Genomic DNA, 24,529 nt, shown 5'->3' with positions numbered 1-24,529 from the left:
GTTTTCGGTTAATCGAAAACCTTCTTTTTTTGCTTAAACAATAATGACCTCTTTTGGCTGATGGTTCAGTTCTTCCGGTACAAAGCGTTTTTCAACAAAAATGCTGTGCCAGATCATAAAGATGAGAACCGTCCAGATTTTGCGGCTGTTATCCGCTTTATTGGCGCAGTGATCTTCAAGAAGCTGAAGCACGTAATCTTTATGGATATATGCGTCTGTCTCGCTCTCTTTAATGATGTTCACGGCCCAGTCATGCATTTCGTTTTTCAGCCAGTGGCGGATCGGCACAGGGAACCCTAGCTTTTTGCGATTTAAGACATGATCTGGAACGATGCCTTCCGCCGCTTTTCTAAGCAGATATTTTGTCGTGCCGTTTTTCGTTTTCAGCTCTTCCGGAATTTTGGAAGCCGCTTCAAATACGACTTTGTCCAAAAACGGAACGCGGAGTTCCAGTGAGTTGGCCATCGTCATTTTGTCGGCCTTCAGCAAAATGTCGCCGCGCAGCCATGTGTGGATATCGACATACTGCATTTTGTTGATTTCGCTGTAGGACTTGCTTTCTTCAAAATACGGCTTTGTCACGTCACAGTAAGAGAGGTTGCTGTCATACTGGCGAAGAAGTTTTGATTTCATGCCTTCTTCAAAAATCTTTGCGTTACCGATATATCTCTCTTCAAGAGGTGTACAGCCCCTCATTAAAAAGCTTTTCCCTTTCATTCCTTCCGGCATCGCTGAAGCTACTCGAAGAAGCATCTTTTTCAGCGGGGACGGGATTCGCTCAAACGGCTTTAATGAAAGCGGCTCTCGGTAAATATTGTAACCGCCGAACAGCTCATCTGCCCCTTCTCCGGATAAAACAACCGTAACTTGCTTCTTCGCTTCCTTCGCGACAAAATACAAAGGAATCGCAGCAGGATCTGCCAGAGGATCATCCAGATGCCAGACGATCTTTGGAAGCTCGTTCATATATTCTTCAGGCGAAATGATCGCGCTGAAGTTTTCCACGCCGACCTTATCAGCGGTTTCTTTCGCAACGTCAACTTCGCTGAAGCCTTCATGTTCAAAGCCGACAGAGAACGTCTTTAAGTTCGGATGGAATTGCTTCGCCACAGACACGATAAAGGAAGAGTCAATGCCTCCGGAAAGGAAGGAACCTACAGGCACATCGCTCCGCATGTGGACTTTTACGGAATCAAAAATCGCGTCTCTTACTTCCTGAACAAGCTTGTCTTCTTCGGTCTGAACCGGCTTGAATTGAACTTTCCAGTATGTTTTAAATTGAATATCCTGGCCCGGGCGGACGGTAAACTGATGGCCCGGTTCTACTTTTTGCACCTTTTTGTCAAGCGTCTTAGGCTCCGGTACAAATTGGAACGATGTATACTGCTGCAGCGCTTTTTCATTCAATTCCAAGTCAGCATCGACAGCCATCAGGCTTTTTCTTTCTGATGCAAAATAAACGTGGCCGTCCGTTTTCGTAAAATAGAGCGGCTTAATGCCGAACGGATCGCGCGCTCCGTATAGGAGCTGTTCTTTTTTGTCCCAGATTAAAAAAGCAAACATTCCGCGCAGCTTGGAAGCGGCTTCCTGTTTGTAGTGGCGGTAAGTCGCAAGTAAAACTTCCGTATCTGAATCGGTTTTGAACTCGTATCCTTTTGAAAGAAGTTCGTCTTTCAGTTCTATATAGTTATAGATTTCTCCATTAAAAATAATCCAGTAGGAATCATCTTCATAAGACAGAGGCTGTCCTCCGTTTTCCACATCGATGATGCTGAGCCTTCTAAATCCGAAGCCTACATGCTCATCATGATAGTACCCATCATCGTCCGGACCGCGGTGTACAATCATTTCATTCATTTGTTTAATCAGTTCTTCCTGGGCTGCTGTCTCGGATGATGGGCGATGATTGAATACCCCTACAAATCCACACATAGTATTGCCTCCGATTTTTTAAATTTCGTGCAGAAATCAAAGTCTGCTTCTTGATTAGACAAGTGTTTAAAGAAAAACGTTTCACATCCGCCCGCTTTTTGCCATCGAAAAACAAAGCCGCTTAATAAAGCGGCTATGCGGTTGTTATTGTTATTCTCCTAATGCATCTTTCTTCAGCTGCTCTGCTTTGTCTGTGCGCTCCCAAGGCAGATCAAGATCGAGGCGGCCGAAATGTCCGTAAGCTGCCGTTTGTTTGTAAATCGGACGGCGAAGATCGAGCATTTTAATAATGCCGGCAGGTCTTAGATCAAAGTTTTTGCGAACCACTTCGATCAATGTTTCTTCACTCGCTTTGCCTGTACCGAATGTATCGATTGAAATGGACACCGGTTGTGCGACACCGATCGCGTAGGCAAGCTGCACTTCACAGGAATCAGCAAGACCTGCGGCGACGATATTTTTCGCAACATATCTCGCAGCATAAGCTGCAGATCTATCAACCTTTGTCGCATCCTTACCGGAAAACGCTCCGCCGCCGTGACGGGCATATCCGCCATAGGTGTCAACGATGATTTTGCGTCCTGTTAAACCAGCATCCCCCTGCGGTCCTCCGATAACAAAACGGCCCGTAGGATTAATGAAGTACTTCGTGTTTTCATCGATCAGCTCTTTTGGCACTACCGGATTGATGACGTGCTCTTTCAGATTGCGCTGAATTTGTTCAAGCGAAATCTCAGGATGATGCTGAGTCGAAATGACAATTGTATCGATGCGAATCGGCTTGTTATTCTCATCATACTCAACAGTTACCTGTGTCTTTCCGTCCGGACGCAGGTACGGCAGAATTTCCTCTTTACGCACTTCTGTCAAACGGCGAGACAATTTGTGAGCAAGCGAAATCGGCAGAGGCATAAGTTCCTTTGTTTCGTTGCAGGCAAAACCGAACATTAAACCTTGGTCTCCGGCTCCGATCGCTTCAATTTCAGCGTCGCTCATTGCTCCTTCACGCGCTTCAAGAGCCTGGTCGACTCCCATTGCAATGTCTGGAGACTGTTCATCTATAGACGTTAAGACCGCGCAAGTTTCGGCATCAAAACCGTATTTTGCACGTGTGTAGCCAATTTCTTTAATCGTTTCGCGGACTGTTTTTGGAATATCGACGTATGTGGACGTCGTGATTTCACCGCTTACCAGCACCAATCCGGTTGTCACAGATGTTTCACAGGCAACGCGGGCATTCGGATCTTTCTTTAAAATTTCGTCTAATATACTATCCGAAATCTGGTCGCAAATTTTGTCCGGATGTCCCTCCGTAACTGACTCTGATGTAAATAACCGACGGTTTTTGCTCATTTATGTTTCCTCCTGTATATGAAGATCAGCCGTGATCTTAAGTATGATACGGATCTCGTCCCTCTTGATTATATGACGATACTCGGGCTTCATACGCTCTCGTTTTGAAACAATTTCCATATGCTATTCTTGACGAGATTCTGAGTCGAAATTCCCCTTAGCAGAATTTTTCCTGACTGGTTGCCCGGCTAGACCTTTCACGTCCTGTGAAAAACGCCCAGTACCTTCCTCCTGCTTGATACTCGGCTAAAACCTTTCACATCCTGTGAAAAACGCCGAGTACCTTCCTCCTGAAGGCAGTTTTTTTAGCAATTTTTGTATATCGATTTATGCAATAAAAAAACCTTTTCCTATTCGCTGAGGAAAGGGTCTGGTATTGCGTGCCTTTCACTCTTATCGCTCAAGGTATTGAACACCTTGCATCAGGTTAGCACCGTAGTTGTCTCAGAAACTGTTTTTTTCCATTAATAAGAGAAACCGGTTGCTGGGTTTCATTGGGCCTGTCCCTCCACCAGCTCGGGATAAGAGTATCCGCTCAATGAAATATCTTATCTTAAAATGGCTTGTAATGTCAATATCGGCCGAAATAAATTTGAACTTGTCCTTCGAGAAAAAACCCGAACGAAAAATGAAGAAACGGTATAGACTATAAGAGTAAATGTGTTATACTAATTCTACATTAATGTTATACACATTAAAAAACATGCAAAGGAAGGTTTTTTATGAATTCTGTAGATTTAACAACTGACTTACAAACGTTATTAACGGGCAAAAACGTTCAGCTGAACTTATCCGTTCCCCTTTTGGTTGAAAAAGTTCTTGAGCGCAAAGAAGGAGTCTTGACATCTTCCGGAGCCGTGCGGGCAACAACCGGTACATACACCGGCCGCTCGCCAAAGGACAAATTCATTGTGGAAGAAGCGAGCACAAAGGACAAAATCGATTGGGGCGCGGTGAATCAGCCGATTTCAGAAGCCGCCTTTGACCGGCTGCACACAAAAGTGCTCAGCTATTTAAAGGAACGCGATGAATTGTATGTATTTGAAGGGTTTGCAGGAGCAGACGAAAAATACCGGCTTCCGATTACAGTTGTTAACGAGTTCGCCTGGCACAACCTGTTTGCAAGACAGTTGTTCATCAGACCTGAAGAACATGATAAAAAACCTGAAGAACAGCCGTTTACGATTCTTTCCGCTCCGCATTTCAAAGCCGATCCGCTCGTTGACGGGACTCGATCTGAAACGTTTATCATCGTGTCGTTTGAGAAGCGTACGATCTTAATCGGAGGCACCGAATATGCCGGAGAGATGAAAAAATCGATTTTTTCTATTATGAATTATCTTCTTCCTGAACAAAACATTTTACCGATGCACTGTTCGGCAAACATTGGCGAGGAAGGCGGAACAGCTCTCTTCTTCGGATTGTCAGGTACAGGCAAAACGACGCTTTCCGCCGATCCGAAGCGGAAGCTGATCGGTGACGACGAACACGGCTGGTCCAGCACAGGCGTTTTCAACATTGAAGGAGGCTGCTACGCCAAGTGCATTAACTTAAGCGAAGAAAAAGAACCGCAGATTTACAATGCGATCCGCTTCGGTTCCGTTCTCGAAAATGTCGTTGTCGACAGCAGAACCGGAAAGCCGGACTATTCCGACACATTCTATACGGAAAACACGAGAGCGGCTTACCCGATTGACGCGATTGACAACATCGTCAAGCCGAGCATCGCCGCACACCCGCAGACCATCGTATTTCTGACGGCAGATGCTTTCGGCGTGCTTCCTCCGATCAGCAAGTTAACGAAAGAACAAGCCATGTATCATTTCCTGAGCGGATATACAAGCAAGCTCGCCGGCACCGAACGCGGAATCACCACTCCTGAAGCTACATTCTCGACCTGCTTCGGTTCACCGTTCCTCCCGCTTCCGGCACACGTGTACGCTGAAATGCTCGGAAGAAAAATCGATGAACACGGCGTCAGCGTTTTTCTCGTCAATACAGGCTGGACCGGCGGCGGATACGGAACCGGGGAAAGAATGAGCCTTGCTTATACGAGAGCGATGGTTCAGGCCGCGATAGAAGGAGAACTGGATAACGCCGAAATGAGGACTGACCGCATTTTCGGACTTCATTCACCGGTCCACGTTCCGGGTGTGCCTGATCAAGTGCTTGATCCGGCCAAAACTTGGGCAGATGAAAACGAATACGAGGAAAAAGCGATTCACCTGGCAAATGCATTCAAAAAGAATTTCAAAAAGTTCTCCAATACCGAAAACATCGAAAAAGCCGGAGGACCGCTCGTATAATTCAGCCCGCTTGCAGCAGCGCAGAAGACCTGCGCTGCTGCAGTTTATCAAAAATCCTCTTCTCCTATCAACGACCGATGCCATTTCCTGGGCAATGATCAAGATGACAGTCAAGCACAGCCTATGATAAAGCGCTCCCAATTCACAAACATTATTATTTGAAAATACAGACTTTTTTTATTTTTAACAAAAGAAATCTTTCATATGATAATATTATAAAAACATTTGTATATATCAGGAGGACACATCTATGAAATTTGGATTACTGCCGAGGATCATTACGGCAATTATTCTTGGTGTTATCGTCGGAAGCTTTGCTCCGCTTTGGTTCGTCAAAACGGCAGCTACTTTCAATGATATTTTTGGAAGCTTCATTAAATTCGTCATTCCTTTTATTATTATCGCTTTTATTATTCCCGGCATCGGACAAATCGGCCGCGGCGCCGGAAAAATCCTTGGCATTACAGCAGGTATCGCCTACACGTCAACCATTTTTGCCGGCCTCCTGGCGTACCTTGTCGGTTCAAATCTTCTTCCCGCGATCATTTCCGGCCATCAGCTGCAGGAGTTTAAAAATCCGGAAGAAGTTCTGCAAGCAGGATTTTTCACCATTGAAATGACGCCGTTTATGAGCGTGATGAGCGCACTGATTTTTGCTTTCATCATGGGGATCGGAATCGCTTATCTGCCCGGAAAAACATTGAAAAACGCGTTTGATGAATTTCAAACGATCGTTGAAAAGCTGATATCATATATTATTATTCCGTTACTGCCTGTTCATATTTTCGGTATTTTCACCAATATGACGTTCGGTGGTCAGGTGCAAACGATTTTATCCGTATTTGCAAAAGTTTTCGTGATGATCATCGTGCTTCACCTCGTCATACTCTTGATTCAGTACTCCGTTGCGGGTGCTGCAAACGGCAGAAATCCGCTGTCGCTGTTGAAAATCGTGGCACCGGCATACTTCACCGCGCTCGGCACACAATCGTCAGCGGCAACGATTCCCGTCACGCTGAGGCAAGTCAGAAAAACGGGGGCAAGCCAAAAAGTGGCTGACTTCGCCGTTCCGCTCCTCGCCAATATTCATTTGTCAGGAAGCACGATTACACTGACAAGCTGTGCAATGGGCGTGATGATTCTAAACGGTCAAACGCCGACTTTTTCGATCATGATGCCGTTCATTTTAATGCTTGGCGTCACAATGGTCGCAGCGCCCGGTGCACCAGGTGGTGCCGTCATGGCCGCGGCCGGATTGTTGCAGTCGATGCTCGGTTTTAATGAAACTAGCGTATCACTGATGATCGCTCTTTACCTTGCTCAGGACAGCTTGGGTACAGCAACAAACGTTACAGGAGACGGAGCTCTCACCATGCTGATTCACAGGCTGACTTCCAAAAAAGGAATCGGAAAAGAGGAAGATGTGCCTGCATAATAAAGAAAAGCCAAGGACGCTATCCGCGCCTTGGCTTTTTTTAATTCGTCGAATTTAATGATACGAGCCTGTATGTTAAATGAGTCCGTCCGTCTGACCATTCAAGGCGCTCCGCCTGCGCGGTGCCGGTAATGTCGCCACGCTTAGTCTTTCTGACTTCAAGCGGCACATGAAGAGGGTAAACCCGATAACCTTCTTTCTCGAGTGTAAATACATTTTCCTCAACCCGCGTTTCTTTTCCTTTTGTCACAATCATCGTGTTAAATTCAACTGGCATTCCCACCTAAAGTCCCCCTCCTTTTCTCTTTTACTTTAGTTTACCATAACTTGTCCAAGGGCGGCTTTTCATCCATTGAGACAATTCTCTTACAATCCGCCTGTTTTCGCGCGGAGGAAAATAGTGGGTGTATTGACTGAAATACCACGTATCCACAGACTTGTTTCTTTGCAGGAGTTCGCGCTCAAGACGCCGCGCATGCTCGATGGAGACATTTTCATCGTTAGCTCCGTGGATCAAAAGCACGGGCGCTTCAATCTTCTCCAGTTCATCAAAAGGCGTCCTCCATTCGTACGCTTCAGGAACCTTTTCAGGCGTCCCGCCGATGACCCGCTTCATCATCCGCCGCAAATCTTTGCGTTCGCGATAGGTCATGACCATATCGCTGACACCGCCCCAAGACACAAACGAAGCGGCCGCATCTTTCATTTCGATTGCCGTTAAGATCCCCATGATCCCGCCGCGGGAAAAGCCAAAAATGTGAACGCGTCCGTCCTTTACAAGTTCGTGCTTCTGAAGAAGACGAAAAGCGGCAAAAGCATCTTCCCGGTCATCACCTGCAAAGTCTTCATCCCCTTCTCCTCCTTGATTGCCCCTGTAAAACGGAGCAAGAACGACAAAGCCCTGTGAAGCGAACTGGACGATTCGGCCCGGTCTGACCATCCCGACGTTTTTAATTCCGCCGCGCAAATACAAAAATCCGTCATAATATCCGGGAGCGGCCGGTTCGGCCAAGAGCCCCTTAACCTTGAGTCCTTGTGAAAGGTATGTGACGGAAAACAGACGCACATCTTTGTTCGGCGATGGAAATTTTCTTTTTTCTATCCACATTCGTCACGTCACCTCTTTTAATCCGCAGCTGCCCCTCACACCTGTTTAGTATATAACATAAACTATTTTATGCCGAAAATAACCGAAATCAAAGGAGGGAAATCGGTTTGAAGCGTTTCTTTTTTACCATATTATCCTTCATCATGATGCTGTTTATCCTCGCTTCATGCGGCGGACAAAAGACCGAAAAGATCCGTCTGGCGGAAGTGACCCGTTCCGTTTTCTATACGCCTTTATATATCGCCTTATCTGAAGGTTTTTTTAAAGAAGAAGGCCTTGATGTTGAACTGAAAACGACCTGGGGCGGAGATAAAACGATGACTGCCCTTCTGTCAAACGGCGCCGATATTGCGCTTGTCGGCTCGGAAACGTCGATATACGTGAATGCCCAGGGTGCAAGCGATCCGGTGATTAATTTTGCACAGCTTACCCAGACGGACGGAACATTCCTCGTCTCCAGGAACGATTCGGGGCATTTCAGCTGGGATGATTTGAAAGACAAAACATTCCTTGGCCAGCGCAAAGGCGGAATGCCGCAGATGGCAGGCGAATTTGTCCTGAAACAGAAAGGCATCGATCCTAAAAAGGATGTGAACCTGGTCCAAACAATTGATTTCGCGAATATCGCAAACAGCTTTGCATCTGGGACAGGTGATTATGTTCAATTATTTGAACCCCAGGCATCCATTTTTGAAAGAGAAGGCATCGGCCGCATTGTCGCCTCCTTCGGAAAAGAATCGGGCCGAATTCCATATACAACTTTTATGGCCAAACAAAGCTATTTAACGAAAAACGAAGAAGCGGTCGAAAAGTTCACCCGCGCGGTTTTTAAAGCGCAGCAGTGGGTGGAGACGCACTCTGCAAAAGAAGCAGCCGAAAGCGTTCAAGATTATTTTAAAGATACCGAGCTTTCAATCATTGAATCTTCAATCGAACGATATAAACAACAACGGTCTTTTGCCCTTGATCCTGTTTTGGATGAAAAAGAATGGAACCAGCTTCAAACCATCATGGATGAAGCCGGCGAGCTGCCGAAGCGCACCCCTCATCAAGAGCTGGTCAATACAAAGATCGCCGAAAAGGTCACAAAAAATCACTAGGAGGTGGCCGCAGTGTCTTTTTTGCAAGTTCAGGATGTCACACATACTTACTTTTCATTGAAGGAAAAAACAGCAGCGCTGGAAAACGTCAGCATTGAAGTCGAAAAAGGCGAATTTGTTTCGTTTCTCGGCCCAAGCGGATGCGGCAAAACAACACTTTTATCGATCATCGCCGGCATCGTTTCCCCCACGGAAGGACGCGTCTTGATTGAAGGGCGCACACCTGAAGAAAAGGATCGGCACATCGGTTATATGCTCCAGCAGGATTATTTATTTCCCTGGAAAACAATTGAGGAAAACGTCTTAATCGGTTTGCACATTTCCAAAAAATTCGGACCGGAAACGAAGGAAGCCGCTCTCGGCCTGCTGAAAAAATTCGGGCTTTACGAGGTTGAAAAAAAGTATCCAAAAGAGCTCTCAGGAGGTATGAGACAGAGGGCGTCGCTTGCCCGCACACTCGCTGTCGACCCCGATATCCTTCTGCTTGATGAGCCTTTTTCAGCCCTTGACTATCAGACAAAATTGAACCTCGAAGATTTAGTGTTCAACACGTTAAAGACGTATCAAAAAACAGCGGTGCTCGTGACCCATGATATCGGTGAAGCGATAGCGATGAGCGACCGGATTCTGCTATTTTCAAAGCAGCCGGGCACCATCCATAAAACATTTGCCGTTCCTGAACCGCTCAGGAAGCTGACACCGTTTGAAGCGAGGCAGGAACCGGAATTTCAGCCCCTCTTTCAGAACATATGGAAGGAGCTCAATGACCTTGAACAACAAACATCTGAAACCAAAAGTTGACTTCCTTCATGAGGCTTATTTAAAGGAGCAGCAGGCCGAAAAAAGGCGTGTCCGCTTTTTTCAAATCGCGATTTTCATCGTTTTCTTTTCGCTGTGGGAAACCGCAAGCCGTCTAGGATGGATCGATCCGCTGATCTTCAGCTCTCCTTCAGCCGTCTGGGCGCTTTTCCTCGAAAAGATTGGAGACGGATCATTGCCGGGCCATATCGGTGTAACCGTATTTGAAACCATCCTCGGCTTTCTGGCCGGAACATTGCTTGGAACTTTTCTGGCCGCCCTCTTATGGTGGTTCCCGAGGCTCTCTAAAATATTGGATCCGTATCTTGTCGTCTTAAATGCGATGCCGAAAGTGGCGCTGGGCCCTATTCTCATCGTGGCGATCGGCCCGAGCTTGACGAGTATTATTGCAATGGGCGCCATCATCAGCGTTATCATTACGACAATCGTCGTCTACACGTCCTTTCAAGAAATCGATGAAAACTATTTAAAAGTCATGAAGACATTCGGTGCAACGAAACGCGAAATTTTCAAAGAAGTCATACTGCCCGCTTCCATTCCGACGATCATATCTACACTGAAGGTCAACGTCGGCTTGAGCTGGGTCGGTGTCATCGTAGGAGAATTTTTAGTGTCGGCTCAAGGCCTCGGCTATATGATCATCTACGGCTTTCAAGTCTTTAATTTCAACCTTGTCATGCTGAGCCTCCTGATCATCGCCGTCTTCGCAACGATGATGTATCAGGGTGTCGAGCTGTTGGAAAGGAAGTGGATGAAAGGCAGAGTATAACATGAAAAAACCCTGCAAATGCAGGGCTTTTTATTTGATGATGCCGGCCTTTTTCAGCTTTTCAAGACTGATCGTCAGGACGGAATCTTTCATAATAAAACTGTAATTTCTGTTTTTAGCGATATCCTTCGGGAGGCTCTTCAGCAAAACAGGGCCATTCGTCTCATAGTACGTCGGCTGTTTTTCGATCTTTTCGATATCGGCAAAATAAATATTTTTGACGATCACTTTCTCTCTGCCAAGAACTTTATATTGTCCGAGATAGGTCAGCTTTCTTACGACAGCGCCTGTTTCTTCCTTCACTTCCCGCAAAGCCGCTTCCTCAGCATTTTCGCTTGGTTCGACTTTGCCGCCGGGGAATTCACGGCCCCTGTCCTTATGATTTGTCAACAGCCATTGATCCTCGTAACGGCAGATCACCCATACATGCTTTGGTTCTTTTGAAAAAGGTTCCTTCTCAAAAGAAAGCTGAACCGTATTACGGTAATAATCTTTAAATTCGTACATCATAATCCCTCTTATCCGTTTCCTTGCTTCTTCCACTCATCATATCATATATTGGTTCTTTCGGTAGAGTTTTTGTCCAGTTCAGCTTAGTAATTTTATTGTCTCTCAGAACTTCAGTGTCCATTTTGAGTGAGAAGGCGGCAAGGCTGGGTGACTCTGTGCTGCGGGCTTCGTTTAATCAGCTGAATTGAGTTCGGCAAGGCCGTTTTCACTGATAAACGACTTGGTTTCTTCATTGCCCAGACGGTAAAGCATCGAGTAAATGTCTTTGCGTAGTTCGTCCATTTTGTCATTTGCACTGTCATTGTGGTATTCGACTGCAGGCACGTGAGCTCTGAAAAAGTTGATCCAGTCTTCTGAATACAGCTGATCAAAATATTCTCTTAAAATGATGATGTCATCATCTGTCGCCGAAATTTGAAATTCCCACGGGGAGGCGTCTGAGCTCTGCGAAATCATTCCATCTTGCACCGAAACATAGTACGTCCTTTTTTCCAAAGCCAATCATCCTTTTTCGTGTTAGTATGACCAGTTGTGTTAAAATGTTACGGCTTTCCCCGGAGTTTTTCCTTTATGGTATCTAAAATGTCCAATAACATCTGCGGCACGGGGATTCCTAACGAATGAGCCGTGCTCACGATTTGAAACGCTTCATATAAAATATAAAACATAATAGAAAAATCGCGGATCGAACTGCCTGTTTGCAGCATTTGATCAAAAAGGTGGGCAACGGATATCAGAAAGAGCGTAACCAATTTTCTTGCCAGCCTTGTAAACAGCCTCTTAATCGTAAAGCGATCTTCCACACATTCGTTCAAGCTTTTGCTGACAAATTCAATTCCCATCAGTGTAATTAAGATCATAAATAAATATTCGATTCGGCCAAACAAAAATCCGATGGCTGATAAACCAATTGTAAAGAGCGAAAAGATGCTTAAGTCCTTAAACATGTGCTTCAACATCCTTTCAAAAAAGACTTTTCATAGCTTATCCTATGAAAAAAGACTTTGAAAGGCTTGGATGAATTGTTTGACAATTTCTAAAAAAGGCTTTAAAAAGAACGAAAATACAAAAAAGCTCAGGCATTGCCCGAGCTTTTCCTTACCCTAAGTAGGCTTTCAGCATCCAGTTGTGTTTTTCGATCGATTGATGAATCGCGAGCAGCATGTCTCCCGTCGTTTCATCATTGACTTCATCGGCAAGCTCCATTCCGCTTTTCAGCTCCTCAGCCACCGTTAAAAAGTCATTATAAATGTTTTGCACCATTTGTTCAGAAGACTCGCTTCCGTCCGCTTCTTTAATCGCGGACATTTCCAGGCATTCCTTCATCGTTCCGACCGGGGAGCCCTGTATCGCCAATAGGCGTTCAGCCAAATCATCGATATGCTCTGCCGCTTCTGTGTAAAGCTCCTCAAATTTTGCATGCAGCGTAAAGAAATCTTTCCCTTTCACATACCAATGATAATTATGTAGCTTCACATATAGAACGGTCCAGTTCGCGACTTGTTTGTTGACGGTTGCTTTCAATTTTTCAGACATTAGATCGTCCTCCTTTTCGTTTACTTTTGATTTACCCGTTTAGCTTGTGCAGGAAACATTTCTTTTACTCTTTATCATGATTTTCTTTGCCTGATATGGTAAACTGTTGGAAAAAACTATTCGGAGGTAAGTAATGATCCTCTTTTGGATTATTGTTGGAATTCTGATTACCGGCGCCGTTCTGGCAATATCGCTCGTCACAACATCAAAAGCTTATGACTACAAGCATGAAGTCGATCCCCTTCCGTCGCGGGAAGAAGAACAGCCTCATCAATGATGATGGGCTTCTTCTTTTTCATCTTCATCGGTCACATCCGTTGCTTTCCCTACTTTAATGTCTGCAACCGGCATTGTATGCTGTTTTTTCGCCGTGACATGGACTTGGACTTTGTAATGGCCGTCTTCAGGAAACGCTTTTTCCATGCTGTATACGCCTTTACCCTCATTCTTCGCTTTGATTAGCTCGCTATCTTCCTTGCTCCCCGCCTTCCAGCATTCAAACTCCACCTCATCGGCATCTGCAACAGGCTCGTCCCCATAGAGCACGGTCGCTTTTATGACAGCCTTTTCATTTTTGGCCGCCGCTTCAGGCGCCGCCAGTTTGGCCGTCAGCACTTGGGGCTCCTCATCCGATGCCGCCTGCTTGTCCCCCTGGCTGCAGGCGGAAAGGCCGACCGCTAAACATAAGAGAATGAACCATTTTCCCAAACGCATCCTATCACCCTTCTTCTATGATATGTATTACAATATAAAGTGTAGCAAAGTTCAGGGATAAATGGCATTATTTTCTTTGTGAACAAAAAATGAAAACCGGCTCAGAAGAGAGCCGGTTTTTTCAAACATTTTATCCAAACACTTTGAGCAGGTCTTCTTTATTTTGCGAAAGCCAAAAACGCATCATGCGCTTTGCGCCTTCAAGATCGTGAAGCTTTGCCTGGCCGCACTGTTTTTCGTTAGCCGCCGGAATTTCAGTCACTTCCACAGCTTCTTTGAACGTATCCTCAAGCAAGTCAACGATTTCTTCCACTTTCGGTTCACCGCTTACCACCAGGTAATAGCCTGTTTGGCAGCCCATCGGCGAAATGTCGATAATATCAAAGTGGTCATATTTTTCCGCATACGTGCGGATCGTAAATGCAAGAAGATGCTCCAAAGTATGAATCGTATCAGGTTTCATCGCCTGTTTATTCGGCTGGCAAAAGCGGATGTCAAACTTGTTGACGACGCCGTCCGATCCTACTTTATGGACGCCGCAGTGTCTGACGTAAGGCGCTTTTACCGCATTATGGTCAAGTTCAAAACTTTCAACTGAAGGCATGGTTCCTCTCTCCCCTCTAATCGGTCTTTTTTTATTATATCATACTTTACCGATAAGTTTTCAGGTGAATGCTTTTCCTTTTTATGAGTTTTTTGCTTATATTATAATAAGGTCAAAACAAAAAAGGTGCGAAAAACATGAAAACCGTATTCCTGCTGCTCATCCGCTTTTATCAAAAATGGATATCACCGGCTCTTCCGCCGACATGCCGTTTTTATCCGACATGCTCCAATTACGGCCGTGAAGCGATCGAAAAGCACGGCGCATGTAAAGGCGGATGGCTCACCATCAAGCGGATTCTGAAATGCCATCCGTTTCATCCCGGCGGAATAGATCCCGTTCCGGAAAAAAAGCAAAAGGATTAACGCTCTTCCGGATATCCGTTGACAATGAGATCCAGTCTGCCTGTTTCCGGATCGATGACAAGTCCGTGAACAGGTACTTCCTCCGGCATCAACGGATGGTTCCGAATAACGCTTACACTGTCCCTGACGCTGTCCTCTACAGAATCAAAGCTTTTCAGCCATTGTTCAAAATCGACGCCGGAGTACTCAAGGGTCTCAATCCGTTCTTTTGGAATGCCGCGCTTGACGACTTTGTCCAAAAAGCTGTCGCAGCTCAGCTTGCTCATACCGCAGTCATGGTGGCCGATCACGCATACTTCATCAGCGTTCAGTTCGTATACCGCAACGAGAATGCTCCGCATTATACTTCCGAAAGGATGAGCCACGAGTGCACCCGCGCTCTTAACGATCTTCACGTCTCCGTTCCGCATATTCATGGCATGAGGAAGCAGCTCGACAAGCCTTGTGTCCATGCAAGACAGAATCACCATTCTCTTATCAGGAAACTTGCTTGTTTGGTATTTTTGATAGTCCTGCCGCTCAACAAACTGTTGATTGAACTGTAGAATATTGTCCAAAAGTTTCATGGCTCATTTCCTTTCTAAACGCTTTTTATATCTAAATATAACATATTTCTTGTATTTTTTTCATAAGTCAAGTAAGATTTCCCTTGTGTAAATCGAAACAATTACGTTTTAAGAAAGGTGAAGAACATGAAGCAAAATCTGATTCCGGTCACTGTTTTAAGCGGCTATCTCGGATCCGGGAAAACGACGCTGCTGCAGCATATCCTGCATGAAGCGCATGGCTTAAAAATCGCCGTGATCGTCAATGACATGAGTGAAATTAATATCGACGGCTCCCTGGTGAAAAAAGGGGACCTCATCCGCACGGATGAAAAGCTTGTCGAAATGCAGAACGGCTGCATATGCTGTACGCTGAGAGACGATCTGCTCATCGAAGTCAAAAAGCTGGCGGAGAACGGCGGAATCGATTATATTCTCATCGAATCTTCCGGTATCAGCGAGCCGATTCCCGTTGCCCAAACCTTTACTTACAAAGATGAGGAGCTGGATATTGATTTAGGCAAATATTGCAGGCTTGATACAATGGTCACCGTCGTCGACGGCAGCCGTTTTTTTGAGGACTTCGCTTCGGGCGATAGCCTTTTGGAACGGAAACAGGCGGCAGACGAAACAGACAGCCGGGAAGTGGCCGACCTTTTAATTGAGCAAATCGAATTTGCCGATGTCCTCATTTTGAATAAAACTGATTTACTCAATAAAGAAGAGCAGGAAAAGCTTTTCTGGTCCCTGAGAAAACTGAATCCGGACTGCAGAATCATTTCCTCGACATTCGCAAAAGTGCCGCTTTCGGCCATCCTAAATACGAAATCGTTCGATTTTGAAAAAGCAAGTCAATCAGCAGGGTGGATCAAAGAGCTGAATGAAGAGCACACACCTGAAACAGAGGAATTCGGAATCTCTTCCTTCGTCTATCAAAAACAAAGGCCTTTCCATCCTGAAAGACTGAAGCGCTGGCTTGAAAAATGGCCGCCGCAAATTATTAGAGCAAAAGGCTTCTTCTGGCTTGCTTCTCGAAATGACACAGCTGGCCTTCTGTCCCAGGCAGGCTCTTCACTGATGATCCAAAGCGCAGGCCCCTGGATTGCAGCGTCTCCCGAGGAAGAACAAAAGCTCGCGTTTGAAGAGGATCCCAATTTAAAAGCGGACTGGGATGAAACATATGGAGACCGGAAAACGGAAATCGTTTTTATCGGGATCGACATGAATCAGGAAGACATGATCCGCTCCCTAGATCAGACCCTTCTTACAGATGAAGAAATGAATTCAGACTGGTCGGCCTTCCATGATTCACTGCCTGAGTATATTTAACTATCATTTCCTCTTTTCAAATCGTAATTATTACGATACAATGATACAGGACCATTAAATCGGAACCATTTCAGTTTTACATTGAGAGGAGAAATACCATGAAAAAAACATTCGGATTAGCATCGGCATTCATTCTTGCTGCCGGATTAACAGCGGGTTGTTCAAGCAATGGCACTTCCGGTGAACAAAAAGAAAATAAAGACACGCTGGATGTCTATACAACCATTTATCCGCTTGAAGACTTCACCAAAAAGATTGGCGGAGATTATGTGAACGTTAAAAGTGTTTACCCGCCAAACGTTGAAGCGCACACTTACGAGCCAAGCTCAAAAACGATGGCGGAGATTTCCGACTCGGACGCCTTTATATACTCTGGAGTCGGTGTGGAAGGATTCGCGGACAAAGCTGTAAGCACATTAAAAAACAGCGACGTCAAAATCGTCAAAGCCGGAGAGGGCATTGACCTTCTGTCACGTGAAGAAGAAGGCGAACATGATGAGCATGCACATGAAGAAGAACACGGTGAGCACGATGAGCATGCTCACGAAGAAGAACATGAACACGGAGAAGCCGAAGGCCATGATCATCATCACGACCATGGAGATCATGACCCGCACGTATGGCTTGACCCTGTCCTTGCTGAAAAAATGGCCGAAAACATTAAAGACCAACTCGTTAAATTAGAACCGGAACACGAAAAAACGTTTACGGAAAACTATGAGTCTCTAAAAAAAGATTTGGAGCAGCTTAACAAAGACTTTAAACAAACCGTCGACAAAGCTGATAAAAAAGAAATTCTCGTCTCACATGCCGCCTACGGCTACTGGGAAAAACGCTACGGTATTAAACAGATGAGCGTGCTCGGACTTTCGCCAACAGAGGAACCTTCACAAAAGCAGCTTGAAAACATTGTTAAGACGGCAAAAAACCATGATATAAAATATGTCATTTTTGAAAGCAATGTCAGCAGCAAAATCTCCGAGATCATCAAAAAAGAAATCGGAGCCGAAAGCCTGACGATGAAAAACCTTGAATCTGTATCAAAAGAAGACATTGAAAACGGCAAAGACTATACCACCATCATGAAAGAAAACCTGGCCGTCTTGAAAAAAGCTTTATCAAACAAATAACAGAGAACAAGCGCATGACACCTCATGCGCTTGTTTTTTTATATGGACGAAAAAAGACCGGAAACATCCGGCCTTTTTAATTTTAATCCATATTAAATCTTTTCTTGAACTGTTCGACCCTTCCGCCTCTTTCATTGAATTTCTGTCTTCCGGTATAAAACGGATGGGTATCAGAACTTACCTCAACTTTTATAACGGGATATGTCTTGCCGTCTTCCCACTCAGCCGTCTCATCAGAAGTTTTAGTTGAGCGGCTTAAAAAACGGTACCCGCTGTTTACATCCTGAAAGATCACTTGATAAGTTTTCGGATGAATATTTGGTTTCATATGCCATTCCTCCTAACAAAACGTAATAATTACGTTTTATTATATACCTTTCAAATCCTTGTGTCAAAAATGAATGTTCATTTGCCATGTTTTGATCACCTTATCCATTTTAACCGCTCACAGGAAGAATAATCTAAAAAAGGCGGTAAACAATAAAAAGCAAAATGGTGTAAATGAAAGGTGGTTTTCCGGATGAACGACTTGATTTTTGCAAGAAGCCTTTTCGGAACAACGATGGGGTTCCATATTATTTTTGCCTCGCTTGGTGTCGGAATTCCTTTAATGATTTTGCTGGCCGAGCTGATCTATCAAAGAACGAAAGATCCCCACTACGCCATTATGGCCAAAAGATGGACGAAGGCACAAGCCGTGTTGCTCGGGGTCGCCATACCGACCGGAACCATTGCCGGAACGCAGCTTGCCCTGCTTTGGCCGGGATTCATGGAAGTGATCGGAAAAGTCATGTCCCTCCCATTTCAAATTGAAATCTACGCCTTTTTTATTGAGGCTTTATTTATGTCCATTTATGTGTACGCAGCCGATCGGCTGACTCCTCTTATGAGAATTACAGCTGTCATTTTTATCGTTATCGGAGCAGCCGCATCAGCCATTTTAATTACAAATGTGCACGCTTTCCAGGGAACGCCTGAAGGCTTCAAAATTGTGAACGGTGAAATTACCGATGTTCAGCCGTGGACGGCGTTCTTCAACAAAAGCTTTGTGGCCACAGCAGGACACGTTGTCGTCTCCGCTTTTATGACGGGCGCGTTTATTATTGCGACGGTAGCCGCCTACAAAATGCTCCGAAACCGCGGTGATGAAAGAGTCTACGCCCTCCATAGAAAAGCGCTGCTGCTCGGGCTGATTGTCGGAGGAGCGTTTTCTCTGGTCACGGCTCTGAGCGGGCACGAATCCGCACAGCTTCTTCACCGCTACCAGCCTGAAAAACTGGCCGGCGCAGAAGGCCTGTTTGAAACCCAGTCCCATGCCCCTCTTGCGATCGGCGGATTTACCGATGAAAAGACGCAATCGGTCAAATGGGCGATTGAGATTCCCTGGGCTTTAAGCTTTTTGGCCGACAACCGCTTTGACACCGTCGTGAAAGGGCTGAATGACTTTCCAAGGGATGAGTGGCCTCCTCTTTTCATTCATACTTTGTTTAACGGCATGGTTTTTATCGGCAGCCTTTTGATTGTTTATGCCGCTGTCGGTTTTATTTGGAGGAAAGTCATGAAAAAAGACCGCTTTCCCCGCTGGATGCTGGCCGTGTTTATAACCGGCGGCCCGCTCGCTTTGCTTGCAATCGAACTGGGCTGGGTGTTCGCTTGCACCGGAAGGCAGCCCTGGGTCATTTACCATATGCAGAAAACGTCAGAAGTGGTGACGACCTCCGGCTCGATCGGCATATTGTTTCTTTTGTTCTTTGTCGTCTATATCATTTTAGGAGCAGCGGTGGTGTTCGTATTGCAATATTACTTTAAACGCCACCCTGTCGAAGAGGATTTAAAAAGCAGCTGATTGCACAAAAAAACAGAAGGGAAGTCATATGATGCAACTGGATGGAACAACAGATGCCCTGCTGGCTATTTCGATCGTCTGGGGATTTATATTTATCTACGCCGTGATGGCGTCGATGGATTTTGGAGCGGGATTTTGGTCGATGATTTATATGAACAAAAAACAGCTGAAAGCAACCAATATAGCAAACCGCTATCTTTCTCCGACCTGGGAAGTGACCAATGTTTTCATCGTCGGAATCGTCGTAGCCCTTTTCAGCTTTTTCCCGGGCGGCACTTTTGTGCTGGGGACGGTGCTTTTGATTCCCGGCAGCATTATTTTGTTGCTTTTGGCGATTCGAAGCGGATTTTTGGTCTTTTCCCACGCTGCAAAAGATTATGAAAGGGCGCTGACTTACGTTTCAGGGATCAGCGGCTTTATCATTCCGGCTGTTTTAATCCTTGTCTTGCCCGTGACACACGGCAACTTCGTATATCAGGTAGACGGAAATCACCACTTGGACTTTGTCAATTTGTTTTTAAGCCCCCATGCCTATTCTTTTATGGGCTTTGCCATTTTCAGCACGCTGTTTCTGTCTTCATTACTGCTGGCTGATTTTTCAAATGTAGCCGGAGAAAAAGACGCGTATCAGGTCTACCGCCGAAACGCTTTAATCACCGGACCGCTCGCATTGCTTATGTCGTTCAGCATCATGATGACCATGAGGACGGAAGCCAGCTGGCTTTATACGAAAATGATGGACGGGCTTCCATGGCTGATTTTATCGTTTTTGCTGTTTCTCGTCGCATTTGCGGCACTGTTTCTGCCAAACAGATATAACAGCGACCGGCTGGGAAAGCCGCGCCTGGCTGTCATCGCCATTACGCTGCAGTATTTTACGGCGAGCTATGTGTACGGGAGAGCGCACCTCCCTTACATGGTCTATCCTGATGTTACGATTCAATCGGGCTTCACCGCACCGGAGACATTCAGGGCACTGTTCATCTCCTACATTGTCGGTTTTATTATTTTATTCCCCGGCTTTTATTATTTCTGGAAATTGTTCATGAAGGACAAGCGGTACATCAAACAGCATGAATAAGGTTAAGCTAAATGTGTACTACTTTTAAAGGGGGCCCAAATTACATGGAGCAAAAAATACTGTGTGAAGTCAGCAACTGCACCTATTGGGAACAGGGAAACAAGTGCACAGCCGACGCCATCTATGTCGTCAGCCATGCTGAAGGTGAAAAAGCTTCTAATAGTGAAGAAACGGATTGCAAAACATTTAAACCCGAACATCATTAAAGCGGATGAATGAAGGAGGGACAGTCATGAATAAAGAGTCGCTGTTACAGGCTTTTTATCAGGAAATCCACGGGGCGGACGAAACCGCATTTCAAAAAGCCGCCTGCTCCTTCATGAACTTATGGGATTATGAATACGGCTGTCTTGACGGGCTGCCGGATCAAGCGGACCGGCTGATCGGACAGATCGTACACGAAGATTTGCTTTTGGGCGATTAAAGGAAAGGGCTGTCATCAAGGCAGCTCTTTTCATATTTTTAAAAAAACCGGCTTGAAAGCCGGTCCAAACGAGAAGGGAATAATGTACAGCTTTAATATACATGAGAGACTGCCCATTTAACAAAGCTTGAAAATCTGGAAATCAGCGTTTAAAACAGCCTTTACTGTTTGAAAACGTCTATTTTCGATGAATTCTTTCTTAAAATATGAGTATCGACTTCAAATCCCATTCCCGGCCGGCTTGGAACCTGAATATAGCCGCCTTCAATGCGGATTTCCGGTTTTACAATATCCTCTTCCCAATACCTTGAGGATGAAGAAAGATCCCCAGGAATCAAAAACTGCGGAAGAGAACTCAACGCAAGATTGTGGGCTCTTGAAATGCCGGTTTCAAACATGCCGCCGCACCATACAGGCATTTGGTGTTCTTTGCAGATGTCGTGGATTTTCAGAGCTTCTGTCAAACCGCCGACTCGGGACGGCTTAATATTGATAATTTTGCAGCTGCCGAGCTCGATTGCCTTTCGCGCATCATCAGCCGAACGAATGCTTTCATCAAGGCAAATTGATGTTTTAATATGTTTTTGCAGATGGCGGTGGTCAACGATATCATCATCCGCCAGCGGCTGTTCGATCATCATTAATTTAAATGCGTCAAGCTCTTTAATCCGGCCGATGTCTTTTAATTCGTAAGAAGAGTTGGCATCTGCCATCAGCGGCACCTTCGGAAAATGCCCGCGTATTTCTTTTAAAAGCTCTATATCCTGCCCCGGCTGAATTTTGATTTTTATTCTTTGATATCCTTCTTTTACATATTGCTCAATTTCCTGAAGCATATCATCCAATGGGGCAAGACCGACGACGACCCCGGCAGGAACTTCTGTTTTTACTCCGCCCAGCGCCTCTCTTAAAGAGATCCCTTTTTTCCTAGCGTAAATGTCCCAAAAGGCGGCTTCAAGGCCGGCCTTTGCCATTCTGTTGCCTTTGAATCCGCGAAGCGTCTCGGGCACTTCTGAAGGGTGTGTGAATGATTCGCGCAGCACAGCCGGAATCAAAAAATCTTTTAGCATGTGGTAGCATGTCTCCGTTGTTTCTTCGGTGTACCACGGAGATGAAAAAGCGGATACTTCCCCCCAGCCTGTCACACCTTCTTGGTCAGCAGCTTCAATGATGATAAACTTGCGATCCTGAAAGGTTTCCAAGCTTGATTTAAAAGGCTTTTTCAGCCGCATGCTGAGATGGTACAATGTCAGCTGTTTGATTTGAATCATGGCGCTCTCCTTCTACAATTGATGTCTCATCAGTTTATTTGAAGCGTTTCTCGGCAGCTTGCCGACAAAATGAAAGGCTTTAGGCACTTTATATGAAGCAAGCCGTTCTTTGCAAAATTCGCTCAGCTCCTCTTCATCAACGGGGCTGTCGGCGACGAGATAGGCGTGAGGAACCTTTCCCCAAGTTTTGTCATCGACCCCTTTCACCCCTGCTTCCGCGACATTGGGGTGTGACAGAAGAACGGCCTCGACTTCAGCCGGATAGATGTTTTCTCCTCCTGATATGATTAAGTCTGAACGCCTGTCCAGCACATATAAAAATCCGTCATCGTCAAGATACCCGATATCACCGGTTTTAAACCAGCCGTCATTGAATGAGGCTTTATTTGCCGCCTCATTTTTCAAGTAGCCCTTCATAACGGTCGGCCCTTTTACGGTTATTTCGCCATGTTCTCCGGGTTGGCATTCCGTTCCGTTCTTTTCGATTTTGATGCTTGATGCAAACAGCGGTTTGCCGGCTGAACCGAGCTTTTCAATCGAGTATTCTGGGGCAAGCGTTGCAATCTGTGAGCACGTTTCAGTCATCCCGTATGACTGTACGACCGGCAGCCTCTTTCTTTTGCATTCCTCAAGGAGAGAAAGCGGAGCTGGTCCTCCGCCCAGTAACAGGCACCTTAATGATTTGGGGCAGCTGTCGACTTGTGCCGCAAGCCTCGACAGCATCGTCTGAACGACCGAGACAATCGTTACTTGATTGTCTTTGATCGAACCGAGAACCTCTTCGGCGTCAAACCTTTGATGCAAAACGACAGTCATTCCGTAAATGACCGATTTAAAAAGAGCCGATAAACCGCTGATGTGGAAAAGCGGCAAGGCGATCAGCCAGCGGTCGTGTTCTTGGAGCCCTAAATTCAAGGCCGATGAAACCGCGCTGAAATAATGGTTGGCAAATGTCTGCATAACCCCTTTTGGCCGTCCGGTCGTTCCAGAGGTATACATGATTGTGGCCGCATCGTCCAAATGAATGCTCTCGATTTCCGTAACCGGAGGGCAAGCGGCGTTTTGAACGTCTTCAATATCAACAGCGCGAGCCAGCTGTCCCCCTCTATGCTCTTCTATGAAAAGCTGCTCTGTAAGTAATAACTTTGCTTCCGAGTGTTCAATTTGATATGTTCGTTCGGCCATTGACAGCTTTGTATTCAGCAAAACGATGCGAACGCCGAGAAGAAAGCAGGCATGGACGGCGATGACCATCTCCATCCGGTTTGTGAGGAGTACAGCTGCTGTATCCCCTTTTCTCAGACCAAAGCTCTTCAACTGTCCGGCTGTTTTTTTGGCTTCGTGAAATAATTGAATAAAAGTCAGCTTGTGATCTCCCTGAATCACAGCCATCCTGTCAGGTGTCAGTTCTGCTCGCTGTTTAAGCCAATTCGGATGGTCCATCAGCATATCATCATCTCCAAAAAGTATCTTGAATGATAAAAGAAACAGCTCAGTCGCACTAAGCTGTTTCTCTCTTCCGGTTTTTAAGGAAAACGCGGGAACTGTCCGAAGTCTGGACGGCGTTTTTCTTTAAACGCATCGCGGCCTTCTTTTGCTTCATCTGTTGTGTAATAAAGCAGTGTCGCATCTCCGGCAAACTGCTGGATGCCGGCAAGCCCGTCAGTGTCGGCATTAAAGGCCGCTTTAAGGAATCTGAGTGCTGTCGGGCTTTTCTCAAGCATTTCTTCACACCATTTAATCGTTTCTTCTTCAAGCTTTTCAAGCGGTACAACCGTATTGACAAGGCCCATTTCCTTTGCTTCCTGAGCGTTGTACTGACGGCACAGGTACCAGATTTCGCGCGCTTTTTTATGGCCGACGATACGCGCCAGATAGCCTGACCCGTAGCCTGCATCGAAGCTGCCGACTTTCGGTCCTGTTTGTCCGAAAATCGCGTTGTCCGCAGCAATCGTCAAATCGCATACGATGTGGAGCACATGACCGCCGCCGATCGCATAGCCTGAAACCATCGCAACTACAGGCTTCGGAATGACGCGGATCAGCCGCTGAAGATCAAGCACGTTCAGACGCGGAATCTCGTCCTCACCGACATAGCCTCCGTGTCCCCTTACTTTCTGGTCTCCTCCTGAACAGAACGCTTTATCGCCGGCACCTGCAAGGACAATAACGCCGATATTGGCATCATCCCGCGCATATGCAAACGCATCGATCAGTTCCGAAACCGTTTTTGGACGAAATGCGTTATGTACCTCAGGGCGATTGATCGTGATTTTGGCGATGCCGTTATATGTTTCATATAATACATCTTCGTATTGACGTTCGCTTTTCCATTCTACAGTCATAGATGTG

28 protein-coding genes and 1 riboswitch are annotated in these 24,529 nt (G+C 45.7%); of the genes, 13 read left to right on the top strand and 15 right to left on the bottom strand.

Going from position 1 to position 24,529, the window contains the following annotated elements:
- Positions 1-33: 33 nt before the first annotated feature.
- Together asnB and metK are read right to left on the bottom strand one after the other, a co-directional pair.
- Complete coding sequence (gene asnB, locus H2R00_RS20520; RefSeq protein ID WP_182070183.1) at positions 34-1,932, bottom strand: asparagine synthase (glutamine-hydrolyzing); 1,899 nt, start codon at positions 1,930-1,932, stop codon at positions 34-36.
- Between the two features lie 150 nt (positions 1,933-2,082).
- Positions 2,083-3,285 carry a methionine adenosyltransferase gene (metK, locus tag H2R00_RS20515; RefSeq protein ID WP_105980004.1) on the bottom strand — a complete coding sequence of 401 codons (1,203 nt, stop codon included), beginning with the start codon at positions 3,283-3,285 and terminating at the stop codon, positions 2,083-2,085.
- Between the two features lie 390 nt (positions 3,286-3,675).
- Positions 3,676-3,813: riboswitch (SAM riboswitch) on the bottom strand.
- A gap of 194 nt (positions 3,814-4,007) precedes the next feature.
- Here metK and pckA point away from each other — a divergent pair.
- Together pckA and H2R00_RS20505 are read left to right on the top strand one after the other, a co-directional pair.
- Positions 4,008-5,591 carry a phosphoenolpyruvate carboxykinase (ATP) gene (pckA, locus tag H2R00_RS20510; RefSeq protein ID WP_182070182.1) on the top strand — a complete coding sequence of 528 codons (1,584 nt, stop codon included), beginning with the start codon at positions 4,008-4,010 and terminating at the stop codon, positions 5,589-5,591.
- Between the two features lie 250 nt (positions 5,592-5,841).
- Positions 5,842-7,026 carry a dicarboxylate/amino acid:cation symporter gene (locus tag H2R00_RS20505; RefSeq protein WP_182070181.1) on the top strand — a complete coding sequence of 395 codons (1,185 nt, stop codon included), beginning with the start codon at positions 5,842-5,844 and terminating at the stop codon, positions 7,024-7,026.
- A gap of 40 nt (positions 7,027-7,066) precedes the next feature.
- Here the strand turns inward: H2R00_RS20505 and H2R00_RS20500 are convergent, their stop codons facing one another.
- Positions 7,067-7,309 carry a DUF2584 domain-containing protein gene (locus tag H2R00_RS20500; RefSeq protein WP_009329422.1) on the bottom strand — a complete coding sequence of 81 codons (243 nt, stop codon included), beginning with the start codon at positions 7,307-7,309 and terminating at the stop codon, positions 7,067-7,069.
- Between the two features lie 24 nt (positions 7,310-7,333).
- Positions 7,334-8,134 (bottom strand): alpha/beta hydrolase family protein, encoded by an 801-nt coding sequence (locus H2R00_RS20495; protein WP_154995412.1) that lies wholly within the window; start codon positions 8,132-8,134, stop codon positions 7,334-7,336.
- Between the two features lie 107 nt (positions 8,135-8,241).
- On the opposite strand from H2R00_RS20495, the gene H2R00_RS20490 reads away from it, so the two are divergent.
- Genes H2R00_RS20490 through H2R00_RS20480 form a run of 3 tightly spaced genes read left to right on the top strand, consistent with a single transcriptional unit; the run spans position 8,242 to position 10,822 of the window.
- Positions 8,242-9,234, top strand: coding sequence for an ABC transporter substrate-binding protein (locus H2R00_RS20490; protein ID WP_154995410.1), 993 nt, complete (start codon positions 8,242-8,244; stop codon positions 9,232-9,234).
- Between the two features lie 12 nt (positions 9,235-9,246).
- Positions 9,247-10,035, top strand: coding sequence for an ABC transporter ATP-binding protein (locus tag H2R00_RS20485; RefSeq protein WP_154995408.1), 789 nt, complete (start codon positions 9,247-9,249; stop codon positions 10,033-10,035).
- On the top strand, positions 9,998-10,822 hold the full coding sequence (locus H2R00_RS20480; RefSeq protein WP_154995406.1) for an ABC transporter permease: 825 nt from the start codon (positions 9,998-10,000) through the stop codon (positions 10,820-10,822). The genes H2R00_RS20485 and H2R00_RS20480 overlap by 38 nt, the downstream gene beginning before the upstream one ends.
- Positions 10,823-10,852: 30 nt before the next feature.
- Here the strand turns inward: H2R00_RS20480 and ytkD are convergent, their stop codons facing one another.
- From ytkD to H2R00_RS20460, 4 genes are all read right to left on the bottom strand, one after another.
- Positions 10,853-11,329, bottom strand: coding sequence for an RNA deprotection pyrophosphohydrolase (ytkD, locus tag H2R00_RS20475; protein WP_154995418.1), 477 nt, complete (start codon positions 11,327-11,329; stop codon positions 10,853-10,855).
- A gap of 174 nt (positions 11,330-11,503) precedes the next feature.
- Positions 11,504-11,827, bottom strand: coding sequence for a hydrolase (locus tag H2R00_RS20470; RefSeq protein WP_154995404.1), 324 nt, complete (start codon positions 11,825-11,827; stop codon positions 11,504-11,506).
- Positions 11,828-11,874: 47 nt separating this feature from the next.
- Positions 11,875-12,279, bottom strand: coding sequence for a phage holin family protein (locus tag H2R00_RS20465; protein ID WP_154995402.1), 405 nt, complete (start codon positions 12,277-12,279; stop codon positions 11,875-11,877).
- A 151-nt stretch (positions 12,280-12,430) separates the two neighbouring features.
- A complete protein-coding gene (locus H2R00_RS20460) occupies positions 12,431-12,868 on the bottom strand; it encodes a Dps family protein (RefSeq protein ID WP_154995400.1) in 438 nt (145 codons plus the stop codon).
- A 133-nt stretch (positions 12,869-13,001) separates the two neighbouring features.
- On the opposite strand from H2R00_RS20460, the gene ytzI reads away from it, so the two are divergent.
- Positions 13,002-13,145, top strand: coding sequence for a YtzI protein (gene ytzI / locus H2R00_RS20455; protein ID WP_076791033.1), 144 nt, complete (start codon positions 13,002-13,004; stop codon positions 13,143-13,145).
- On the opposite strand, the gene H2R00_RS20450 is transcribed toward ytzI, so the two are convergent.
- Together H2R00_RS20450 and H2R00_RS20445 are read right to left on the bottom strand one after the other, a co-directional pair.
- Positions 13,139-13,582 (bottom strand): FixH family protein, encoded by a 444-nt coding sequence (locus H2R00_RS20450; protein ID WP_043926294.1) that lies wholly within the window; start codon positions 13,580-13,582, stop codon positions 13,139-13,141. The two genes, ytzI and H2R00_RS20450, sit on opposite strands and share 7 nt — an antisense overlap.
- A gap of 130 nt (positions 13,583-13,712) precedes the next feature.
- Entirely contained in the window at positions 13,713-14,186 is a 474-nt protein-coding gene (locus H2R00_RS20445) for an S-ribosylhomocysteine lyase (protein WP_020452682.1), read from the bottom strand.
- 137 nt (positions 14,187-14,323) lie between these two features.
- Here H2R00_RS20445 and yidD point away from each other — a divergent pair, with 137 nt between their 5' ends.
- Entirely contained in the window at positions 14,324-14,551 is a 228-nt protein-coding gene (gene yidD / locus H2R00_RS20440) for a membrane protein insertion efficiency factor YidD (RefSeq protein WP_043926296.1), read from the top strand.
- Here the strand turns inward: yidD and H2R00_RS20435 are convergent.
- The gene (locus H2R00_RS20435) at positions 14,548-15,117 is read right to left on the bottom strand and encodes a beta-class carbonic anhydrase (RefSeq protein WP_154995396.1); all 570 of its coding nucleotides are present in this window, start codon (positions 15,115-15,117) and stop codon (positions 14,548-14,550) included. The genes yidD and H2R00_RS20435 overlap by 4 nt on opposite strands.
- A gap of 126 nt (positions 15,118-15,243) precedes the next feature.
- Here H2R00_RS20435 and H2R00_RS20430 point away from each other — a divergent pair, with 126 nt between their 5' ends.
- Both H2R00_RS20430 and H2R00_RS20425 read left to right on the top strand, forming a co-directional pair.
- A complete protein-coding gene (locus H2R00_RS20430) occupies positions 15,244-16,425 on the top strand; it encodes a GTP-binding protein (RefSeq protein ID WP_182070180.1) in 1,182 nt (393 codons plus the stop codon).
- Positions 16,426-16,523: 98 nt separating this feature from the next.
- A complete protein-coding gene (locus H2R00_RS20425; RefSeq protein ID WP_182070179.1) occupies positions 16,524-17,555 on the top strand; it encodes a metal ABC transporter solute-binding protein, Zn/Mn family in 1,032 nt (343 codons plus the stop codon).
- A gap of 82 nt (positions 17,556-17,637) precedes the next feature.
- Here the strand turns inward: H2R00_RS20425 and H2R00_RS20420 are convergent, their stop codons facing one another.
- Positions 17,638-17,883, bottom strand: coding sequence for a type B 50S ribosomal protein L31 (locus H2R00_RS20420; protein WP_003184624.1), 246 nt, complete (start codon positions 17,881-17,883; stop codon positions 17,638-17,640).
- A gap of 192 nt (positions 17,884-18,075) precedes the next feature.
- Here H2R00_RS20420 and H2R00_RS20415 point away from each other — a divergent pair, with 192 nt between their 5' ends.
- The 4 genes from H2R00_RS20415 to H2R00_RS20400 are packed head-to-tail and all read left to right on the top strand — an operon-like array spanning position 18,076 to position 20,906.
- Complete coding sequence (locus H2R00_RS20415) at positions 18,076-19,401, top strand: cytochrome ubiquinol oxidase subunit I (protein ID WP_182070178.1); 1,326 nt, start codon at positions 18,076-18,078, stop codon at positions 19,399-19,401.
- A gap of 31 nt (positions 19,402-19,432) precedes the next feature.
- Positions 19,433-20,482 (top strand): cytochrome d ubiquinol oxidase subunit II, encoded by a 1,050-nt coding sequence (locus tag H2R00_RS20410; RefSeq protein WP_154995416.1) that lies wholly within the window; start codon positions 19,433-19,435, stop codon positions 20,480-20,482.
- Positions 20,483-20,526: 44 nt separating this feature from the next.
- A complete protein-coding gene (locus H2R00_RS20405; RefSeq protein WP_076791022.1) occupies positions 20,527-20,688 on the top strand; it encodes a DUF1540 domain-containing protein in 162 nt (53 codons plus the stop codon).
- Between the two features lie 26 nt (positions 20,689-20,714).
- A complete protein-coding gene (locus H2R00_RS20400; RefSeq protein WP_020452690.1) occupies positions 20,715-20,906 on the top strand; it encodes a hypothetical protein in 192 nt (63 codons plus the stop codon).
- Between the two features lie 161 nt (positions 20,907-21,067).
- Here H2R00_RS20400 and menC read toward each other — a convergent pair whose 3' ends face one another.
- The 3 genes from menC to menB form a co-directional block, all read right to left on the bottom strand.
- Positions 21,068-22,177 (bottom strand): o-succinylbenzoate synthase, encoded by a 1,110-nt coding sequence (gene menC / locus H2R00_RS20395; protein ID WP_182070177.1) that lies wholly within the window; start codon positions 22,175-22,177, stop codon positions 21,068-21,070.
- A gap of 12 nt (positions 22,178-22,189) precedes the next feature.
- Positions 22,190-23,626, bottom strand: a complete 1,437-nt coding sequence (locus tag H2R00_RS20390; RefSeq protein ID WP_182070176.1) for an o-succinylbenzoate--CoA ligase — start codon at positions 23,624-23,626, stop codon at positions 22,190-22,192.
- Between the two features lie 77 nt (positions 23,627-23,703).
- Positions 23,704-24,522, bottom strand: coding sequence for a 1,4-dihydroxy-2-naphthoyl-CoA synthase (gene menB, locus H2R00_RS20385; RefSeq protein WP_043925816.1), 819 nt, complete (start codon positions 24,520-24,522; stop codon positions 23,704-23,706).
- Between the last annotated feature and the right edge of the window lie 7 nt (positions 24,523-24,529).

The organism is Bacillus haynesii, assembly GCF_014042035.1.
Lineage (GTDB): Bacteria > Bacillota > Bacilli > Bacillales > Bacillaceae > Bacillus > Bacillus haynesii.
The sequence above is the reverse complement of the archived record's forward strand: the minus strand, read 5'-3'. Positions and strand labels throughout refer to the sequence as shown.

Excerpts from the sequence above, each read along its gene's own strand:
- asnB (WP_182070183.1), bottom strand. The coding sequence starts at position 1,932 with ATGTGTGGATTTGTAGGGGTATTCAATCATCGCCCATCATCCGAGACA.
- metK (WP_105980004.1), bottom strand. The coding sequence starts at position 3,285 with ATGAGCAAAAACCGTCGGTTATTTACATCAGAGTCAGTTACGGAGGGA.
- pckA (WP_182070182.1), top strand. The coding sequence starts at position 4,008 with ATGAATTCTGTAGATTTAACAACTGACTTACAAACGTTATTAACGGGC.
- H2R00_RS20505 (WP_182070181.1), top strand. The coding sequence starts at position 5,842 with ATGAAATTTGGATTACTGCCGAGGATCATTACGGCAATTATTCTTGGT.
- H2R00_RS20495 (WP_154995412.1), bottom strand. The coding sequence starts at position 8,134 with ATGTGGATAGAAAAAAGAAAATTTCCATCGCCGAACAAAGATGTGCGT.
- H2R00_RS20480 (WP_154995406.1), top strand. The coding sequence starts at position 9,998 with ATGACCTTGAACAACAAACATCTGAAACCAAAAGTTGACTTCCTTCAT.
- ytkD (WP_154995418.1), bottom strand. The coding sequence starts at position 11,329 with ATGTACGAATTTAAAGATTATTACCGTAATACGGTTCAGCTTTCTTTT.
- H2R00_RS20465 (WP_154995402.1), bottom strand. The coding sequence starts at position 12,279 with ATGTTTAAGGACTTAAGCATCTTTTCGCTCTTTACAATTGGTTTATCA.
- H2R00_RS20460 (WP_154995400.1), bottom strand. The coding sequence starts at position 12,868 with ATGTCTGAAAAATTGAAAGCAACCGTCAACAAACAAGTCGCGAACTGG.
- ytzI (WP_076791033.1), top strand. The coding sequence starts at position 13,002 with ATGATCCTCTTTTGGATTATTGTTGGAATTCTGATTACCGGCGCCGTT.
- H2R00_RS20450 (WP_043926294.1), bottom strand. The coding sequence starts at position 13,582 with ATGCGTTTGGGAAAATGGTTCATTCTCTTATGTTTAGCGGTCGGCCTT.
- H2R00_RS20445 (WP_020452682.1), bottom strand. The coding sequence starts at position 14,186 with ATGCCTTCAGTTGAAAGTTTTGAACTTGACCATAATGCGGTAAAAGCG.
- yidD (WP_043926296.1), top strand. The coding sequence starts at position 14,324 with ATGAAAACCGTATTCCTGCTGCTCATCCGCTTTTATCAAAAATGGATA.
- H2R00_RS20435 (WP_154995396.1), bottom strand. The coding sequence starts at position 15,117 with ATGAAACTTTTGGACAATATTCTACAGTTCAATCAACAGTTTGTTGAG.
- H2R00_RS20430 (WP_182070180.1), top strand. The coding sequence starts at position 15,244 with ATGAAGCAAAATCTGATTCCGGTCACTGTTTTAAGCGGCTATCTCGGA.
- H2R00_RS20425 (WP_182070179.1), top strand. The coding sequence starts at position 16,524 with ATGAAAAAAACATTCGGATTAGCATCGGCATTCATTCTTGCTGCCGGA.
- H2R00_RS20420 (WP_003184624.1), bottom strand. The coding sequence starts at position 17,883 with ATGAAACCAAATATTCATCCGAAAACTTATCAAGTGATCTTTCAGGAT.
- H2R00_RS20415 (WP_182070178.1), top strand. The coding sequence starts at position 18,076 with ATGAACGACTTGATTTTTGCAAGAAGCCTTTTCGGAACAACGATGGGG.
- H2R00_RS20410 (WP_154995416.1), top strand. The coding sequence starts at position 19,433 with ATGCAACTGGATGGAACAACAGATGCCCTGCTGGCTATTTCGATCGTC.
- H2R00_RS20405 (WP_076791022.1), top strand. The coding sequence starts at position 20,527 with ATGGAGCAAAAAATACTGTGTGAAGTCAGCAACTGCACCTATTGGGAA.
- H2R00_RS20400 (WP_020452690.1), top strand. The coding sequence starts at position 20,715 with ATGAATAAAGAGTCGCTGTTACAGGCTTTTTATCAGGAAATCCACGGG.
- menC (WP_182070177.1), bottom strand. The coding sequence starts at position 22,177 with ATGATTCAAATCAAACAGCTGACATTGTACCATCTCAGCATGCGGCTG.
- H2R00_RS20390 (WP_182070176.1), bottom strand. The coding sequence starts at position 23,626 with ATGCTGATGGACCATCCGAATTGGCTTAAACAGCGAGCAGAACTGACA.
- menB (WP_043925816.1), bottom strand. The coding sequence starts at position 24,522 with ATGACTGTAGAATGGAAAAGCGAACGTCAATACGAAGATGTATTATAT.